Genomic DNA, 16,966 nt, shown 5'->3' with positions numbered 1-16,966 from the left:
CTTCTTTCTGCAGCTATATTCGATATCCGTAAAAGTTTGTTGCTTTTTCATTTCTCTGCACCGCCTGTGAATTGATAGTTCTATTTTACCAGAGTTCTCCTCTCTTCGGTAGAGGGGCGGATTAAATCAGAGGTTCCTTAAGAATATGAAAAAATTTCCGGATTATTATATTTCAGAAAAGGATTTAACCAGTTTGGGCTGGAGACCGGGAAAGGCTCCTTCTAAATTCGCACTAGGCTAAATGTTTACAAGGGGGATTTATTGCAATGATAATGGACATTTACCACAGGCCTCCGGTCGTATCCGGCAGGAAGCAGATATCAATTACTACAGCGGAAAGCGCAATGGGCACCGTTTGCTTTGGTCAAATGACGGTTTGGTCTTTGTAACGTATGACCATTATGAAACGTTTATTGAGGTAATATAGGGAGGGCTTGAAATGGAAGGAAAAAAGATTACTACTTTGGATCTAACCGGCTGCAAATCTTTAGGAGAGCTACACCAGAGAATCAGGAAAGCGTTTGATTTTCCGGACTGGTACGGTGAAAATTGGGACGCTTTTTGGGATTTGCTTCAGACCGAATGTGATGCCGACAAGATCAAAATTCTTGGAGAGCATACCTTATCAAAAGAATTCAATTGGCATATTGAAAAAATGCACGAAATTTTACAGAGAAATAAAGATGATCACAAAAAGTATGGATGGAATTTTGACTTTGAAATCATCAACTGACTGCTAAAGGTTTTGAGATCTGCTCTAAATTGAGCAAATGACACAGTTACAATCCATGTGTAAAGGGTTTCGAACCTGCACATGGATTTTCCTACCTTCTATTATGGTGATTTTTATGATATACTTGATGCAAGCTATTTATATTACTTATAGGATAAAGGACTTTAAATGGATATTGTTATTGAAAAGGGAACAGAATTTGATATTGACCAACTTGCACAACTTTATGACGATTTGAATGACTTTCTGGCAGGCAGTATTAATTATCCAGGCTGGATAAAAGGTGTGTATCCAATTCGTGAAAATGCAGTAAACGGTGTTACAAACGACAATCTTTATGTTGCGAAAATTGCAGGGAAAATAGTGGGTTCTATTATACTAAGCCATGAACCAGAACCTGCGTATAGTAAGGCTAGATGGAAAATTGATTCCGATTACTCCAGCATTTTTGTGGTATATACTTTTGTTGTTCACCCTGATTATCTAAAAAACGGGATTGGTACGAGCTTGATGGATTTTGCAGCTCAATATTGTATGGCTGAACATGCTAAATCTATCCGGCTTGATGTTTATGAAAATAACGTACCAGCTATCAAGTTGTATGAAAAATGTGGTTTTGAGTATATAGACACTGTCGATTTGGGACTTGGAAATTATGGATTAAATCACTTTAAATTATATGAAAAATTGCTGCAATAATTACAAAATGTGTATATGTGATTATAAGTCTGCATCTAAAATGGGCAAATGAAACATCCAAGAAGCAACATGTAAGGTTTCGAATCTGCATGTTGCTTCTTTTACAGGCGTTGAAAGGGTTCTTAAGTGGCTACGTGCTACCGTGCGGTGCTTTCTCCCGATTTTAGTATGTATATTGAAATGGCACCGGTTCTGCAGCTTACCAATACATTCCGAAACCGTTGGTGTGGTGCCTATTTTGCGTCGAAAGGAATCCGAGTCGTTCCAACCGTCAGTTGGGGGAACGAAAATACATTTGAATTTTGCTTTGATGGAATCGAGAAGGGCTCCACGGTCGCGGTGTCAACCTATATGGGATCTGAACACGACAACCGTCAGAACCAGAAGGAGTTTTTCCCCAAGGGCTACAATGAGATGCTGCACCGCATTGAACCGGAAAAAATGATCTGTTATAACGAACCGTTCCCGGAGATGCAGGGCGACATTGCGTTTGTCGACTATGAACTAAGCTCGTGGAAGCATATGAATGAACCTATACATACCATCCAAATACGCAAAATACATCTGCGGAGAAGAACTCCTTCCGGTAGGAAGCAATCTCATTATCAAAAGCGGATATATTGTAAATGAGAATGATAAGAATTATAATAACATTATTCAAATAAATCATAGATGGCTTTTACATAATCTTCTCCTGAAGATGTTTCAATGTCCGACAGTGGAAGTGATCTGCAGATCACGCGATGCGCCTAGCCCGGCCAACAAGCACATACCGGCAGCTCCAATCAGAACCGCAAGCGGCAATGTCCAGTTGTTAGTCGCATCATGCAGGAACCCCAAGAGTGTGGGTCCAAAAGAAGCGAGCAGGTAACCAACCGACTGTGCCATGCCAGAAAGTCTCGCCGCTTCATCTGCATTTTTTGTACGGAAACTAAAAAAGATCAGAGATAAACTAAAAGTAAGCGTGCAACCGCTGCCCATAAGAATCATCCAGAGAAATGTAAGCCCCGTCGCTCCAAAAAACATCCCCAATAGTCCCGACAAAACACATAGAGAGGCAACGATAACCACCGGGCGTTGATTAGCTTTACGTCCTGCAAGAACTGAACCAAAAAATGCAACGGGGAGAGACGCAAGCTGAAAAAGGGAGAGCATCCATCCTGCTTTGCCTGAATCCATACCCTGATGGACTAAAATGTCCGGCAGCCATGCATACATGCAATAGAGCTCCACGGATTGAAGTCCCATATATAGCGTTACCTGCCATGCCAAAGGGGATTTCCATAAGTTGACCTTGTTACTGGACGATCCCTGCAAGCTGCCACGAATTTGATCAGCCACTGGGCCAACCGCCGTCAGGGGGGAGCGTAAATTTGCAGCAATAAATATAATTCCGATTATCAGCATGAAAGGTGCAGATTTCGATGGCGGTAAAGAGACATTTTCCTCTTGTGATTTATTTAATTGGTCCATGAATTTCTCCTTGTCTAATCAGTATTTATTGACACAGCCACTTGTTGATAGCTACAACCGGCCGCGATATCCGGGACCTGGTCACCAGGGTCAATAAATTTAACCGTGTCCGTGAATTCCCGCTTGAATAAATCAACCGCTCAGACTGAAACGGCAATCTGATTTTTATTTCTTGTCCTTTGTTTTATCTGAATGTTTGCTGAAACGAGGTTCACCCATATGTTTTCTTGGTTCATATTCGTAATAATACGGCATCCAACCACAGCAATAAGGTAAGCAGGACCGGAGATATGCTAGAAGATATTTTGCTAAGGCTTCGTATCCCTCTTCATCATACTCTCTCCACTGCTTATTTCTTTCATCTTTCATATTATCTCCCTTCAATTTTTGAAGCAAATCATCTTCGTGTCATACAATAGTGTGTATTTGCGCCCCCCTTGGTTAGCGAATGCTAACCAAGGGGCAATAAAAAAGTTTGTACGCTCTGAACTCTGAAAAACAGATTCATACAAACAAAGTTTGAAAAACTCTTCTACTCCTTTGCTGCTTACAGTATAAGCCTTAGATTCAATAATTAAAAATATATTATTATATATATACTCATAAGCAATATTGTATCAATAGTGTTATAAAAAGAGGGGGCGCACCTATTGTCTGGTACACCCTTTTTCAAAGATCTATACGTTTTTTTGAAAACGTTGAATTATACACTCGCGAAAACGCTCCGCAGCTTTCGAAAAATATCGCTGTTCTTTCCAAGCGAGCCGTAGAATGTTTTTAAAATCTGTCCCTTCTATCTCCAGCAGAGAGACCGGCAGTTCTTTTTTTTCGTCATCAGAACATGGTAAAAAAGATACTCCCAGTCCAGCTGCGACTAAATTGATCGCCGCCGTTGATTCACTGCACTCACAGATGATATTGGGTACAAACCCATTCTTTTTGCACAGTTCATCACAAAACCCCCTCTGGCTGAAATTGGCTTTTAATCCGATAAAGGCTTCCCCCTTCATTTCCTGAAAAGAAACCGTCCGGTGATTGGCAAGATGGTGAGATGGTGACACTGCCAAAAAGATGTTTTCCTCTGCCAAATTAACGGTGGATATATTGGGATGCTCGGTAATGGTATTAAGAAAGGCAAAATCAATCTCGTCAGTTTCCAAAAGATGCAGCTTTACTTTATCGTCACCTAACTGCGTGATATGAAAATTTACTTTTGGATGAAGTCGTGCAAAGTCGCCTATAAAGTTACTAAATTCTTGATTCATAGATGTGGACGCAAAAGACACGAACCCCATTTCACTCCCAGACAAATCAGAGATTTCCCGGCGCCCTTCCTCAACTTCTTTTAAAACCCTGTCTGCTCGTTTCAAAAACGCTTTCCCATATTTATTTAGAACAATATTACGGCCTGTCCGGTTAAATAAAGGGACGCCGAGGTCCTCCTCCAGCTTTGCTATCGTTGCACTAAGGGCAGGCTGCGCAATCTGCAGAACACCAGCGGCTCTTGTCATATGCTGCATACGGGCCACAGTCTGAAAGTATTTAATTTGCAGCAAGTCCATATAAATTCTCCCTCTTATTAATATATTTATTATTATTGAAATATATATAATCATATATTTTTATTTATTAATAATAGCAGATATAATAGAGCCAATCAAGTGCATCTAGTATTTATTCATTTCTTCTCGTTAAAAAGGTGACAGAATTCAGGTGAAAATCAATGGCTACACTGACAAAATACTGCTCTATTCGGATCTGAAACATAAGGAGAAAAAATGTCTGACAAACTTGGAAGAAATGATCTCTGCTGGTATGGTAGCGGTGGAAAATATAAAAAATGTCATACCCTTATTGATGAACAAGCCGAGACTTACCGTTTAAAAGGTATGAAGTGCCGCGCCGAAAATTACTGAAGACAAAACAACAAATTGAAGGTATCCGGGAAAGCAGTAACCGCAGTTAGCCGGAAGAGTTTGGCATTCATCCGTCGAAACACCCGCACCAAACGCACATAACCCGAACGTTCACTTTGATCGGTGAAGCGTTCGGGTTTATGCTTTCTTTGAGCTAAAATAAATAGAGGGATCGCCTTAAAGGAATAGATGTGCTGTAGGTTTCGATGGAATTGCCGGTCGACAGTTAAAAGATGGCGATGTTGGATTTGAAAACCTGTTTTACATGCAGGGACCATCGTGATAAAATATATTCGGTACATGAAAATCCGGATATTGAACCACCCGTCCAAACAAACTGGCGGGGTGAAATCAGATATATGGTTTTTATCGGGACATTGTCTCTTATTAAAAATTCGAGCAAACAGCGTAGAGGTTTCTCCTCAGCGCAGCAGCAGTATAGATCTTTTGATCAGACCAACGCAAAAAGCCAGAAAAGCCAAACAAAGTGTCGGCTCTTCTGGCTTTTGCGGCAACAAGGGTTATGTCAGACGTGTGGCTTTTTCTCCGCTTATTGTATTTGAAGGATTTTCCCCTCCATCGCGTCTAAGCTAAGAAATTCGCCCCCCTTCCACTGATCTTTGGTCTTCGGATCGGGGAAAAGCCGGCGGATCGTTTCAGGCGCCTCAAAAGGAATCCTCACCGTCTTTTCCGTGTCGCTGTTATTTAGAACGATCAGCAGTTTTTCCTTTCCGGTCTTGCGGAAAAAAGCATACACTTCAGGTTCGTTTACCGGAACAGTTCTAAATTCCCCGCAAGTCATTGCTTCATGTTGCTTCCGAATCATAATCAGCTTTTGAATAAATTGAAACAGCTTGCCTTTTTCCGGCTGGTTTTCCCAGGGCATCGGTTTGCGATAATCCTCTTCCGTGACGCCGTCGATTTCAGCTTCGTCCCCATAGAGGATGGAGGGAACTCCGAGGAAGGTCATCATAAAAAACAGCGCAAGCCGCAGCTTTTTTACATTGCCGTTGCAGACGGATAAAAATCTGGGTACATCGTGGCTGTCCAATAAATTCATCTGAGCATAGGCGATCGGCGTCTTATATCGAAATAACATCGCGTGGAGCTTTTGATCGAATTCTTCTGTCGTAATACTCCGATTTGCGAAAAAATCTCTGCAGAGAACAGAAAAGCCATAATTCATCGACGAGTCAAATTGATCTCCCTGGAGCCATTGGGAGGCGTCTTCCCATATTTCCCCAACTAAAAACGCATCCGGTTTTACAGCCTTGATCGTTTCCCGGAACCGGCGCCAGAAACCGTGGTTAATCTCGTTTGCGACATCCAGACGCCATCCGTCGATATCTGCTGTTTGAATCCAGTATTTCCCCACACGACAGAGATACTCTGCTACTTCAGGATTGCCGGTGTTAAGCTTTGGCATTTCGCGAACGTAAGCGAATGCTTCATAATTCGGAGGAGTTTCATAGCGAACGGGGAACTCCAGGCGGTAAAACCAGTCGGCGTACCGGGATGCTCTGCCGTTTGCCAAAACATCCTGAAACGCGAAGAAATGGGAACCGCAGTGATTGAATACTCCGTCCAGGATCACCCGTATCTTATTTTTATGGCATTCCGACACTAAGAGCTTCAGGTCCTCCTCCGTTCCAAAACAGGGGTCTATTGAAAAATAATCGGTGGTGTCATATTTGTGATAGGAAGAAGCTGAAAAAATGGGATTCAGATAAATGCAGTTCGCGCCAAGTGTAACAAGATAGTCAAGGCTTTCAATGATTCCTTTTAAAGTTCCGCCGTTCCTTGAGATGCAGACGGAGCCGGTTTTATCGGTTTTCCGCAGCCCCTTTCCACTGATATGCCGTCTTTCGGTAGCAAAGCTATCCGGAAATATTTGATAAATAATTGCTGAATTTACCCAGGAGGGAACATGGACCGCGTCTTCCCGGCGGACATAAGCGAATTGATAGTATTCGGTTCGGCCGCACTTGGGGCTTACATGGAATTCATTTGAGTAATAATAAGTCGTTTCCCCCTTGTCTTCCAATGTAAAGTAATAGAATATCCTCGTGCAGCAGGCGGTCAATTTGCACTCGTAATAGTCAAACAGGCTATCCGAACCTATGAGGCGCATCGGCTTTGCTTTTACCGGAGCGGGCTCCTCCGGACAGACCCGGTCCCCATAACAAAGAGTACATCGCACTACATCGCCTTTTTTGGTTCTCAGGCGGATGACAACGGTCTTTCCATCCGCAGTAAAAGCGTAATTTGAATCCGGTATATGTAAAATTGCTTCTTTTAACAAAAGCAGTGCCCCTTTCCTATTCCTTCACTCCGCCGGAAGTAAGACCTGATTTCATTTGCTTTTGAATGATGAAAAAAATAATTAAAATTGGAAGCGAAGCCAAAAGGGATGCCGCGGAAAATAACGGCCAGTTGCGGGTTTGCTCCGTTGCCTGCAGCGTGTACAGCCCGGCTGCCAGGGTGTATTTGCCGGCTGCTGAAAGAAAGTTAATCGCGAAAATATAATCATTCCAGACATTGATGAGGACAAGAACCGCCGTTACAATAATCGTGGGTTTTGCGAGCGGCAAAACGATTCTGCAGATGATTTGAAAATCATTGGCGCCGTCAATTTGGGCCGCATGTTCAATATCAATCGAGATTGTGTCAAAATAGCCCTTCATATTCCATAGGCTGAAAATCGTCATGCCGCCGGTGTAAACAATAATTAGACCCGTATACGTATTGATCAGTCCCATCGAATGCAGCAGCCGGTACAGCGCAAGCATGGACAGGATGGAGGGGAAGGCATTCAGCAGCAGCAAAAGGTATATCGTGGTTTTTCGGCCTCGAAAGCGAAACCGGGAAAAAGCGTAAGCCGCCGGGACGGCAACCGCCAACGAGATTATGACCGTGAAAAATGCAAGCAGCATCGTGTTCTTCAGCCAGAGTAAAAAGGGCTGGCTGAAAATCACATTCTTATAATGATCCAATGTAAAATCGGACGGAATGAGCGAGAAACCGGTGGCAAACACACTGTTGGACGAGTTGAAGGAAACGGAGAGGGCGTATAGAATCGGAATTAACCCTGCAATGCAGAGGAAGATGAAGAACAGGTTGGTAAACGCTAAACGTATCCGCCTTTTTCGGGGATTCTGAATCATTGCGCGCCGCCCTCCCGAATGTATTTTTTAGAGATCACGGTAAGTGCGATGATAATAATGAAAATAAGAATGGAAATGGCCGCACTGTATCCGTAGTTGCTTGTAATGAACGCTTTCTCATAGGCGTATGTAATGACCGTGTGAATGTCCGCTCCGGTTTTCGAACCGACCTGCTGCGTCATCAGGTAAACCGTGTCAAACTGTTTGAAGGTGACAAAGGTTGTCAGGATCACCGCCGGCATGATGATGGGGCGTATCATCGGATATGTGATTTTCGTCATCTTGGTAAATGTGCCGGCCCCTTCCAAAACCGCGCTTTCATAGTACGATTTGTCGATGCTTTGTATGGCGCCGTCCATTGTCAGGATCATAAAAGGGAACGCCATCCACAGATTGACAACCATGCAGCAGAGAAAAGCGCTGAGATTACCGTTCAGCCAATTTACGGGCTCGATTTTCAAAAGACTCAGCCAATGATTCAGCAATCCGAACTGAGAATTGAAGATTCCAAGGCGCCAGAGAAGGATGGAGACATATGCCGGCATCGCCCACGGAAACATCAGCAGAGTTTTATAAAAGTTTTTCAGGACCAAGCCCTCGCTGTTCAAAAGAACGGAAATCAGGAAGGAGACGGCAACCTGGATCGCCATATTCAGGACCGTCCAGAGAATTGTTCGCAGCAGTGCGGGTAAGAAGCCGCTGTCAAAAACAAATAATGCCTTTCTGTAATTTTCAAACCCGATTATTCCGGGGTTAAACCAATGGTAGATATTCATATTGGTAAAAGACAAATAGCCGGTATACAGGATTGGAAACAAGATGATCAGGCTGATTACGGCAAGCGCCGGAAAGGAATAAAACCAAGGCCGCGACTTTTTGTTCATTTCATTCACCAACTGTTTTAGGATAAAGGGCGGCGCCCATTTTAAAATTCCAACGGGCACCGCCTTCTTTCAGCACAGAATCATACGTTTATTGCATTGCCGCGATGCCCTCGATCGCTTTTTTCTGCGCGTCTTCAAGCTGGGCGGCAATTTCTTGATTGTTTTTGTTGATTGCGGAAAGAGCGTTTTCGGTTACGGTCCACATGACGTCCATCTGAGGGACATTCTGCATCGGAACAGCGGTTTGAGCCGTGTTTTTCATATCCATCAGGCTCGCGTTTTCGCTGACCGCGGCATCGTCGTAGCACTTGGAATTAGCCGGGGCCTCGTCGGCGGCCTCGGCAAGGGCAATACCGGCCTCCGGCTTTAAAAGCTGGCGCAGAACGGCGGCGACGGCGTCTTTTTTGGCGCTCTCAGCATTTTTCAAAACGTACATGCCCTCCACTCCGGAATAGGGCATCAGCGGCTTGCCGGTGGAATTTACGGTTGGCAGCGGAGCAACGCCGTAATCGATGCCGGCGCTCTTGATGCTCGGAATCAGCCAGGGCCCTTGAATGATCGCCTGCGCTTTGCCGGAGAGAAACAGCGTTGTGTCCGTGTTGTACTCGCCGTCGGTCGGCTCATAGGCAACGAACCGCTTATGGTATGTAAGGGCGTCTTTCATTGCCTGACTGTTGAGTTCCGGTTTTCCCTCCCCGTCAATGATGGTCGCTCCGAACGAATGCATCCACGCCGCCGCGTAATAAGCGGTGCTGTGCTGCTCAACCAGCGCGTAGGTGCCTTTTTTCGTATCCGTGTTCGCTTTCATATAGCTTAGCCAATCGTCCGTTGTCGTGGGAACCTTTTTCATCAGAGCTTTATTATAGATCAGCATCTGCGTCTCAAAATAAACGGGGAGCTGATAAATTTTGTCCTGATAGGTTCCGGCTTTTACCGTCATGGGAATCAAATCGCTCAGTTCGCTTTCCGAAATAAAGTCTGTGACGGGCGCCAGAATCCCCATCTGGGCAAAAGTGCCGGTTTTGTCATGCGCCATCAAATACAGATCCGGCGCGCTTGACGGGTCGTTGCCCGACAGTTTCAGCGCGTCGCTCATATTCTGCTTCCGTTGAAATGTTACGGTGATATTAGGCGACAGTTTGTCGAGCTCGGTTTTCAGCGGCTTTACGATTCCGTCTTCTGCTTCGTGCCAAACCGTAATTGACACAGGCTTTTGGGAATTGGCGGAAGAGACGGCCGCGTTTGCAGACTGCGCGCTGGAAGACGCCGCTCCCGTGCTTCCCTGACAGCCTGTCAGCGCTGATCCCATTGTACAGGCCGCCAGCAGGAGTGCCGTAAATTTGGTTCGCGTTTTCATAAGAATCCCTCCATGTTCAGTATTAGGAAACCGTTTTCTTAAAGTTTAACGATCGATAACGGCTTGTTTCCCTCTGACAAGTCAATTATAATGATATTTATCAAAATTATCAATACTTTTTGTGCGATTCACTTGATTTTTTTGGGAAAACGGTTTAATATATTAGTAAACCGTTTTCCTTACTGTGAGGTGCATTGAAATGTCGATTACCATAAAAGACGTTGCGCGCGAGGCGAATGTTTCCCCGTCCACCGTTTCAAAAATAATAAATCATTCGCCCACAATCCCTGAAAAAACCGCCCGGCATGTACGGGAAGTGATGGAGCGCCTGCACTATTGCCCAAACCTGCAGGCCCGCAATTTCGCAAAAAAGACGACGCGCAACATTGCGTTTCTGACAAAGCTGGAGCCGCAGATTGCGTTTACCAACCCGCATATGTTCGACATTCTGTGCGGCGTGCAGGAAACGCTGGCGCAAAAAGAGTACAATTTAAGCCTGGTCGGGATTCAGCAGGCGGACCGGGCCACGCAGACGGTCGAACGCATGATCGCGCAGAAAATCGCGGACGGTTTAGTCGTTCATGGCTCCGCGACAACAAAAAGCATGACCGCGCTTCTGGTAAAATCAGGATTTCCGCATATCATTATCGGCAAGCCGGATTTTGAGAGCCAGGCCTGCTGGATTGACACGAATCATTTTCTTTCGGGACAGATCGCGGCCGAACATCTTTGCCAATGCGGCCGTCGCAGAATCGCATTCGTCGGCGGCGCGCGGGAAGACAAAATCTTTTTACAGCGTTTCAACGGCTTCCTTTCTGTCATGAACGAAAAAGGGCTGGAGGTGTCTCCTGAGTTTGTAAAATACGGCGATTCTTCCAGCAACAGCGGCTTTACCCTTGCCAATGAACTTTTCGCTTGCGCCGCCCGGCCGAACGCCGTCATTTGTCAGGACAACGCGGTCGCGTTCGGCGTGATCAAATCCATTCACCGGCACCGTTTGAAAATTCCGGACGATATCGCGCTGGTTTGCTTTGACAATTATCCGTTTTCAGAAATCATGGATCCCATGCCCACCGTCGTCGATGTCAATGTTCACGATATGGGCATGCAGGCGGCTTCTCTTCTCCTGAGAAAAATCAAAAATCCTGAGCTTCAGATGCAGACTTATACCACCTTGCCCGTTTTGATCGTAAGAAGCTCCACACAAGGGGCGAAGAAGCAATAGATCGGTAGATCATGGCTCATCAAAAGCAGCCCTTCTAATCGAACTGCCGCCGGTTCAAAAGCCGGCGGCAGTTCGATTTATTGAAAAAGCAAACTTATTCTGTCCTGCTACTGCGATAGACGTCTATTGCCGCCTGAATCAAATCGTCGGTTTCTTTCCGTTTGTCGTCTTTATGCCATACGATCCCATAGGGGACGAAGTCTTCAGTTTCTAATGGAATGACGCAAAGAGTGGGATCCGGAATGCAGATAAAGTCCGGCATAATCGCAACCCCAAGTCCGCATTTTGCCATGGTGCAGCCGCTCAGCTGATTGTCCGTGTATAAGACCGGCGAAGACCGGCATTCCTCCATGATTCTTTTTTCCATTTGAATCATTTCCTCGGGGCTCTGGATCGGATTGAGCAGGATTAAATTATAAGTTTCCAGGTCGCGGTATGCGATTTTCTTCTTTTGGGAAAGGGCGCAGTCCTCGGAAACAACGCATACATATTTTCCGCGATACAGCTCATGATACTGTGTATTGGGAAGATCGATCACATTGTCCCTGACGGTAAAGAGAAAATCGACTCTTTTTTCAAGGAACAGCATGTTTTTCCTCGTGAAATCCGTCATCTTAAGGTCCAGCAGAATATTGGGGTGTTTGGCATTAAACCGCGCGACGATCTGCGAAAGAAAGCTTATTGCGAGAAAGTTGCTTTCATACGCAACCACATAGGTGGAGTCATATTTTTCCGCATAGTTTTTCGCTTTGACGATGCTCTGGTGGATCTGGGCGATCACATCCCTGATGTCCTCATAGAAAGAAGCGCCGGCTTTGGTTAACTCCACTTCTCTTTTGGTCCGTTTGAACAGCTCAAATCCAATCTCCTCTTCCAACTGCTTGATCTGATTGCTTACGGTCGGCTGAGAGATGAACATGGCCTGCGCGGTAGCGGAGAAATTCAGGGTTTCCGAGAGGTTTACAAAGCATTCCAACTGCTTAATATCCAAAAAAGCTCCCCCCTGTAATTCGATTTCTGTATATAGTATAGCATATTTCTATTTCACTTTCTCAAAAGATAATGTTAAAATTTTGTCAGAATAGAGCCGTTAAACATGATTCCGTAAGGAGGAACTAAAATGCGATACATTGTAACAGGCTGTGACGGTCAACTGGCGGGAAGAGTTGCCCAAAACGTAATGAAGGAAGTTCCGGGGGAACAGCTGATCTTCACCTGCCCGGATTTGAACCGTCTGCGCCCGGAGAAAAAAGAGGCTTGGGAAAAGCAGGGCATCACCATCCGGCAGGCAAATTACGACGATAAGGAAGGCATGGTAAACGCGTTCCGGGGCGGCGACAGGATCTATTTTGTCTCCAGCATCATCAACGGGCCCAAACGCGTGCAGCAGCATAAAAATGTAATCGACGCCTGCAAAGAGGCCGGGGTTCAGCATATTACCTACACCTCTTTTTTCGGCGCCAACCGCGAGGGATACCATCAGTATGTGCTGGAGGACCACAGGCCGACGGAGGCCTATTTAAAGGAGAGCGGCGTCGAGTACAACATCATGCGGAACAACCTTTATATGGAAAATTATCTTACGGTATCCGTTATCCTTGCCATGCTGAGCAATAATGTCTGGGGGACGAACGCGCGCGACGGCAAGGCAACGTATATCGCAAAGGACGACAGCGCACGCTGTGCGGCCGCGCTGCTGCTGGGCAAAGGCGGCCGCAATCAGGATTATGATCTGACGAGCCTGACCCCCGTGAGTCAGAGGGACATCTGCAGAATGATTGCGGAAAAATCAGGGATCGACTTTAAGTTCGTCCCCATGGACGATGAAGAATTCCGGAACTACCTGGAAGCGCTTCATATCCCCGCCACAACGGACGGAGACTATTCCCGGTCGCCGGTTCCCTTCTGCACAATGGATATGGTCACAAATGAAAAAGGAATCGCCAATGGACAGATGGGAGTGGTTTCCCACGACGTGGAAAAGCTGACCGGAAGAAAGCCGCTGGAGATTCCGGATTTGCTTGATACGTACAGCTATGTTTGGAAAGAAAAGCTTACGAATATACGCCAGTTAAGATAGTTGATAGAAAAAAGGAGAAATCGAATTATGATCTCCCCAAAGCATTATGGGATTGTTATGAATTTCTGGATGTCGCTGTTTAACGGGATTGTCGTATCGACCGTTATGATTTACGCAAACACGGGCGCATTCCCCCCGGCGGCAATTCTGATCTCGTCTTTGGAAGCCCTGGCCGTCGCATTCGTCGCGGGACTCATTATCCCCGCAGCGCCGTTCGGAGCGAAGCTGGCGGAAAAAACGTTTCATTCCAGCCCCGGCAAATTCAAGTACATTGTCATTTCAAACATACCGGTCTGCCTGATGATGGCGGTCGTGCTGTCTCTCACGTTTGCGCTGATCAACGTCGGTTTCAAACCGCCGTTCCTGATGGCTTGGCTGGGCAGCGTGCCGCTGGCCTTTCTTGCTTCCCTGCTGACTTCGATCGTACTCACGCCGGCGGCCGTCAGGATTTGCAATGCCATGACCGGAGTGAAATAATCGGGGCACTTTTGACGGGACCGGTCCGGAAGTAAAAGCCCGAAAAGCGGTGGAAACGCCGGCTTTTCGGGGCTTTTTTACATGCTGTTTGAAGCAGGGGCGCGCCTCAGGCCTGTCGCGCCCCGTGCTGGCTGAAAAGCCCTTCGCTTCCTGCAAGATTGGTTTTGAATTGTCGGGGGGATTCGGATGACTTCACTTGACGGGTATATTATTGGCGTAATCTGAGTTGTAAAGCCCGCGCGGAGGCATTATAATGAATCTAGCTTATGGGACAACGGTTAGGGAGTGATGCGGTGTGAAAATTGGCGCGTTTGCAAGACACAACCGGGTCAGTATCGACACAATCCGGCATTATATAGACCTTGAATTACTGATCCCGCAAAAAATCGGGAAGCAATACCAATTCGACCTGCAATGCCAGAAGGATTTTGAAGAAATCCTGTATTTCAAGTCACTTGGATTTACTCTTCTGGAGATTAAAGATATTTTCATCGTGAAGCATCTTGGAAAAATGACCTCTTTTCAGCGGGAGGAATTCTATCAAAACATTTTTAAAGACAAGCATGAAAAGGTAAAGATGCAAATAGAGGCTCTTAACAGGGAAAAATCCTGTTTGGAAGACGAGCTTCATAAATTGGACGGGAAACGCGAAGCAAAGCCATTCCCAATGGGAATCAGCCTGAATTGGCTGCGCCTTCTTTGCTGCCACCGCTGCGGCGGCCCCCTCCTGTTGAAAGAAGCCGCCGTAGAGGACAATATGATCCTGTCAGGAACGCTTAAATGCAACTGCGGAGTTGAATACTCGATTCAGGACGGCATCCTTTTCGTAAATCCCGATAAGGCCGTCTGCGAAGACCGGGTTCCTGAGCCCTTGTCCTACATCCGGCATACTGACGCTGCATATCTGAATCATGTTTATAAAACCCTGGAGTGGACGGTTCAGAAGATTGATTTTAAAGGCCTTTCGGAAAAAGTTGTTTTGGAACTGGGCAGCGGAAGCGGTTTTCTATTAAGACGGATTTATGATGACCTGCCGGAAAACACGGTGTACATCGCCGTTGACTGCAACAGGGGCGGCCTGCTTTCGCTCAAAAAGATTCTGGAAAATGCGGAGAAGAAAAAGGAAATTTTCTTCATTTGCTGTGATTTTCTAGAGCTTCCTCTGGCGGAACACTCCGCGGATCTTATCTGTGACTTCGCGGGAAGCAGCAATTATGGTTTTGACCACAGCGAATTCCTTTTAAATTCCATGGAACGATACTTTAAAAAAGACGCCGCTCTGTTCGGCTCCTATATCATCTTCCGGAATTTCAGCTCAGACAGCCTGGTCCCGGTGGACTGCCGGGAGAACTTTCGAGTTGGCCCGGTCGGCAGGAAAATTGAGGAACTGGGGTTTTTGAAGCAGTCGGATTATCTATCGGACGTCGTTGCCAAAGGCGGAATTTATGAAAATTACTTTCAAAACGGGGAAAAGGTTCTGACATACGGTTTTGTTGGAAAAAGGTTGGGTTGACCCGACCTTTTTGTATTTTTGCCGCAGCAATCGGCGTCCCGGGGTGCTTGACGCCGAGTCGGCACCACGTCTTACAATGAGCGCATAAGAGGGGGCGCTGTTGTGAGATCGGCTTGGATTCAAAAACACGAACGGTTTAATTTTGTGATGTTCTTTCTGGGGCGAAGCACGTCTGTTCTGATGTCTTCCGTCTATACGTTCGCAATGGGACTGTATGTCCTGAAAATGACGGGGTCCGGTCTGTCGTTCGCGGTTACGCTTTCGCTGCAGATCCTGCCGGCTGTCCTGATCGGTCCGTTTGCGGGAGTCCTTGCGGACCGGTTCAATAAAAAAATTATTGTGGTCCTGACCGACGCTTTCCAAGGGCTTCTGTTTGCCGGGTTGTTTTTTGCCGCCGGAAACGGCCTTACGCTTTTTGACATTTACACCGCAACCCTGCTGCTTGCCGTCTCTCAGACGCTCTATAATGTCTGCATGGACTCCGCCGTCCCGAATCTTGTTTCGGGACCCCATGTTTTAACTGTCAATTCAATCGGGAAAATTGTCGACTCTGCCGCAGGCATTGTCAGCCCCGGTTTGGGGGGCGTTCTTTATGCCGCGATGGAGATACGGTACTTTGTCCTGTTAAACGGAATCGCCTTTTTCCTTTCAACCGTTACCGAGTGCCTGATCGATTTCCGTCTTTACAATCACCTTACGCCTCAAAACTCCGGATTCGATTTCAAGCGGGAGCTCGCGGCGGGATTCGATTACATAAAGAAATCGGATTGGATCAAAAGCTCCCTGCGAAATTTCGTAACAGTCAATTTCTTTCTTGCGTTGTGCTATTCCGTACCCGTTCCATACATCCTAAACAATGTTTTTCACCTGTCCCCGAAAGCATTCGGACTGGTTCAGTGTTTTTCGCCTGTCGGCATGATTGTCGGCGCCCTGCTGGTCAGAAAGATCACCGGTATGATGTCGTACGGAAAACTGATGAGGATTTCCGGAGCTTTCTGTGCCCTTTGCCTGGTTTTGCTCGGAGCCCTCCCGGTTTTCAGTGACCACGCCGCTCCGGTTTTGCTGATTCCTTATTATGCCTTTGTGCTGGCCTGCTCCGGCTTTGCCGTCTCCCTGATCGATATTCCGTTCATCAATCATTTTCAGACCCGGGTGCCGGAGGAACTCAGAGGGCGTTCCCTCAGCCTCAGCATCAGCGCGGTTAAAATAGCTACCCCGGCCGGTTATATTTTGTCGGGAGTCATGATGGAAATTTTCCCGGCATATTTCCTGCCCTTCTGCGGAGGAATCCTGCTGTTTGTCCTCTATTCCGCGGTGAATCGGAGATAAAAAGGTCCTTTGCTCTGAATCGCGCAAATTCATTAAGAATCGCCTTCCCCGCTGCCGCAAAGGCAGCGGGGAATTTTTCATTTTGGAATATCCTCGGGAAAGGCGGGGCAGAATCA

General features: G+C 46.3%; 16 protein-coding genes and 1 pseudogene. 9 read left to right on the top strand and 8 right to left on the bottom strand.

Annotated features, from left to right (window positions below; all coding sequences use genetic code 11):
• The first annotated feature begins 439 nt into the window (after positions 1-439).
• The 3 genes from CAFE_RS17475 (at position 440) to CAFE_RS17465 (ending at position 2,062) form a co-directional block, all read left to right on the top strand.
• Positions 440-733, top strand: coding sequence for a barstar family protein (locus CAFE_RS17475; RefSeq protein ID WP_156991319.1), 294 nt, complete (start codon positions 440-442; stop codon positions 731-733).
• Positions 734-901: 168 nt separating this feature from the next.
• Positions 902-1,432, top strand: a complete 531-nt coding sequence (locus CAFE_RS17470; protein WP_066644465.1) for a GNAT family N-acetyltransferase — start codon at positions 902-904, stop codon at positions 1,430-1,432.
• 126 nt (positions 1,433-1,558) lie between these two features.
• Positions 1,559-2,062 carry a DUF4417 domain-containing protein gene (locus tag CAFE_RS17465; protein ID WP_156991318.1) on the top strand — a complete coding sequence of 168 codons (504 nt, stop codon included), beginning with the start codon at positions 1,559-1,561 and terminating at the stop codon, positions 2,060-2,062.
• 75 nt (positions 2,063-2,137) lie between these two features.
• Here the strand turns inward: CAFE_RS17465 and CAFE_RS17460 are convergent, their stop codons facing one another.
• From CAFE_RS17460 to CAFE_RS17450, 3 genes are all read right to left on the bottom strand, one after another.
• Complete coding sequence (locus CAFE_RS17460; protein WP_413814446.1) at positions 2,138-2,839, bottom strand: MFS transporter; 702 nt, start codon at positions 2,837-2,839, stop codon at positions 2,138-2,140.
• A gap of 231 nt (positions 2,840-3,070) precedes the next feature.
• On the bottom strand, positions 3,071-3,274 hold the full coding sequence (locus tag CAFE_RS17455; protein ID WP_156991316.1) for a hypothetical protein: 204 nt from the start codon (positions 3,272-3,274) through the stop codon (positions 3,071-3,073).
• A 308-nt stretch (positions 3,275-3,582) separates the two neighbouring features.
• Positions 3,583-4,467, bottom strand: a complete 885-nt coding sequence (locus CAFE_RS17450) for a LysR family transcriptional regulator (RefSeq protein ID WP_166525174.1) — start codon at positions 4,465-4,467, stop codon at positions 3,583-3,585.
• A 216-nt stretch (positions 4,468-4,683) separates the two neighbouring features.
• Here CAFE_RS17450 and CAFE_RS17445 point away from each other — a divergent pair.
• Positions 4,684-4,859 (top strand): annotated as a pseudogene (locus CAFE_RS17445) (SEC-C metal-binding domain-containing protein); the annotation flags it as partial.
• Positions 4,860-5,371: 512 nt separating this feature from the next.
• Here the strand turns inward: CAFE_RS17445 and CAFE_RS17440 are convergent.
• From CAFE_RS17440 to CAFE_RS17425, 4 genes are all read right to left on the bottom strand, one after another.
• Positions 5,372-7,123, bottom strand: coding sequence for a glycoside hydrolase family 13 protein (locus tag CAFE_RS17440; RefSeq protein WP_066644475.1), 1,752 nt, complete (start codon positions 7,121-7,123; stop codon positions 5,372-5,374).
• Between the two features lie 16 nt (positions 7,124-7,139).
• Complete coding sequence (locus CAFE_RS17435; protein WP_066644485.1) at positions 7,140-7,985, bottom strand: sugar ABC transporter permease; 846 nt, start codon at positions 7,983-7,985, stop codon at positions 7,140-7,142.
• A complete protein-coding gene (locus CAFE_RS17430) occupies positions 7,982-8,869 on the bottom strand; it encodes a carbohydrate ABC transporter permease (RefSeq protein WP_066644486.1) in 888 nt (295 codons plus the stop codon). Before CAFE_RS17430 ends, CAFE_RS17435 begins: the two co-directional genes overlap by 4 nt.
• 88 nt (positions 8,870-8,957) lie before the next feature.
• Positions 8,958-10,226, bottom strand: a complete 1,269-nt coding sequence (locus tag CAFE_RS17425; protein WP_066644488.1) for an extracellular solute-binding protein — start codon at positions 10,224-10,226, stop codon at positions 8,958-8,960.
• 199 nt (positions 10,227-10,425) lie between these two features.
• On the opposite strand from CAFE_RS17425, the gene CAFE_RS17420 reads away from it, so the two are divergent.
• Positions 10,426-11,451 carry a LacI family DNA-binding transcriptional regulator gene (locus CAFE_RS17420; protein WP_156991314.1) on the top strand — a complete coding sequence of 342 codons (1,026 nt, stop codon included), beginning with the start codon at positions 10,426-10,428 and terminating at the stop codon, positions 11,449-11,451.
• A 94-nt stretch (positions 11,452-11,545) separates the two neighbouring features.
• Here the strand turns inward: CAFE_RS17420 and CAFE_RS17415 are convergent, their stop codons facing one another.
• Positions 11,546-12,442 (bottom strand): LysR family transcriptional regulator, encoded by an 897-nt coding sequence (locus CAFE_RS17415; RefSeq protein WP_066644493.1) that lies wholly within the window; start codon positions 12,440-12,442, stop codon positions 11,546-11,548.
• 129 nt (positions 12,443-12,571) lie between these two features.
• Here CAFE_RS17415 and CAFE_RS17410 point away from each other — a divergent pair, with 129 nt between their 5' ends.
• The 4 genes from CAFE_RS17410 to CAFE_RS17395 all read left to right on the top strand — a co-directional run bounded on the left by CAFE_RS17410 (position 12,572) and on the right by CAFE_RS17395 (position 16,850).
• Entirely contained in the window at positions 12,572-13,531 is a 960-nt protein-coding gene (locus tag CAFE_RS17410; RefSeq protein WP_156991313.1) for an NmrA family NAD(P)-binding protein, read from the top strand.
• A 27-nt stretch (positions 13,532-13,558) separates the two neighbouring features.
• The gene (locus CAFE_RS17405) at positions 13,559-14,008 is read left to right on the top strand and encodes a DUF2798 domain-containing protein (protein WP_066644497.1); all 450 of its coding nucleotides are present in this window, start codon (positions 13,559-13,561) and stop codon (positions 14,006-14,008) included.
• A 295-nt stretch (positions 14,009-14,303) separates the two neighbouring features.
• Positions 14,304-15,521 carry a methyltransferase domain-containing protein gene (locus CAFE_RS20530; RefSeq protein ID WP_066644500.1) on the top strand — a complete coding sequence of 406 codons (1,218 nt, stop codon included), beginning with the start codon at positions 14,304-14,306 and terminating at the stop codon, positions 15,519-15,521.
• A 102-nt stretch (positions 15,522-15,623) separates the two neighbouring features.
• On the top strand, positions 15,624-16,850 hold the full coding sequence (locus CAFE_RS17395; RefSeq protein ID WP_156991312.1) for an MFS transporter: 1,227 nt from the start codon (positions 15,624-15,626) through the stop codon (positions 16,848-16,850).
• Positions 16,851-16,966 lie beyond the last annotated feature (116 nt).

The organism is Caproicibacter fermentans, from assembly GCF_009746625.1.
Classification (GTDB): Bacteria; Bacillota; Clostridia; order Oscillospirales; family Acutalibacteraceae; genus Caproicibacter; species Caproicibacter fermentans.
Note: the sequence above shows the minus strand (reverse complement) of the source record. Positions and strands in the feature narration are given on the sequence as shown.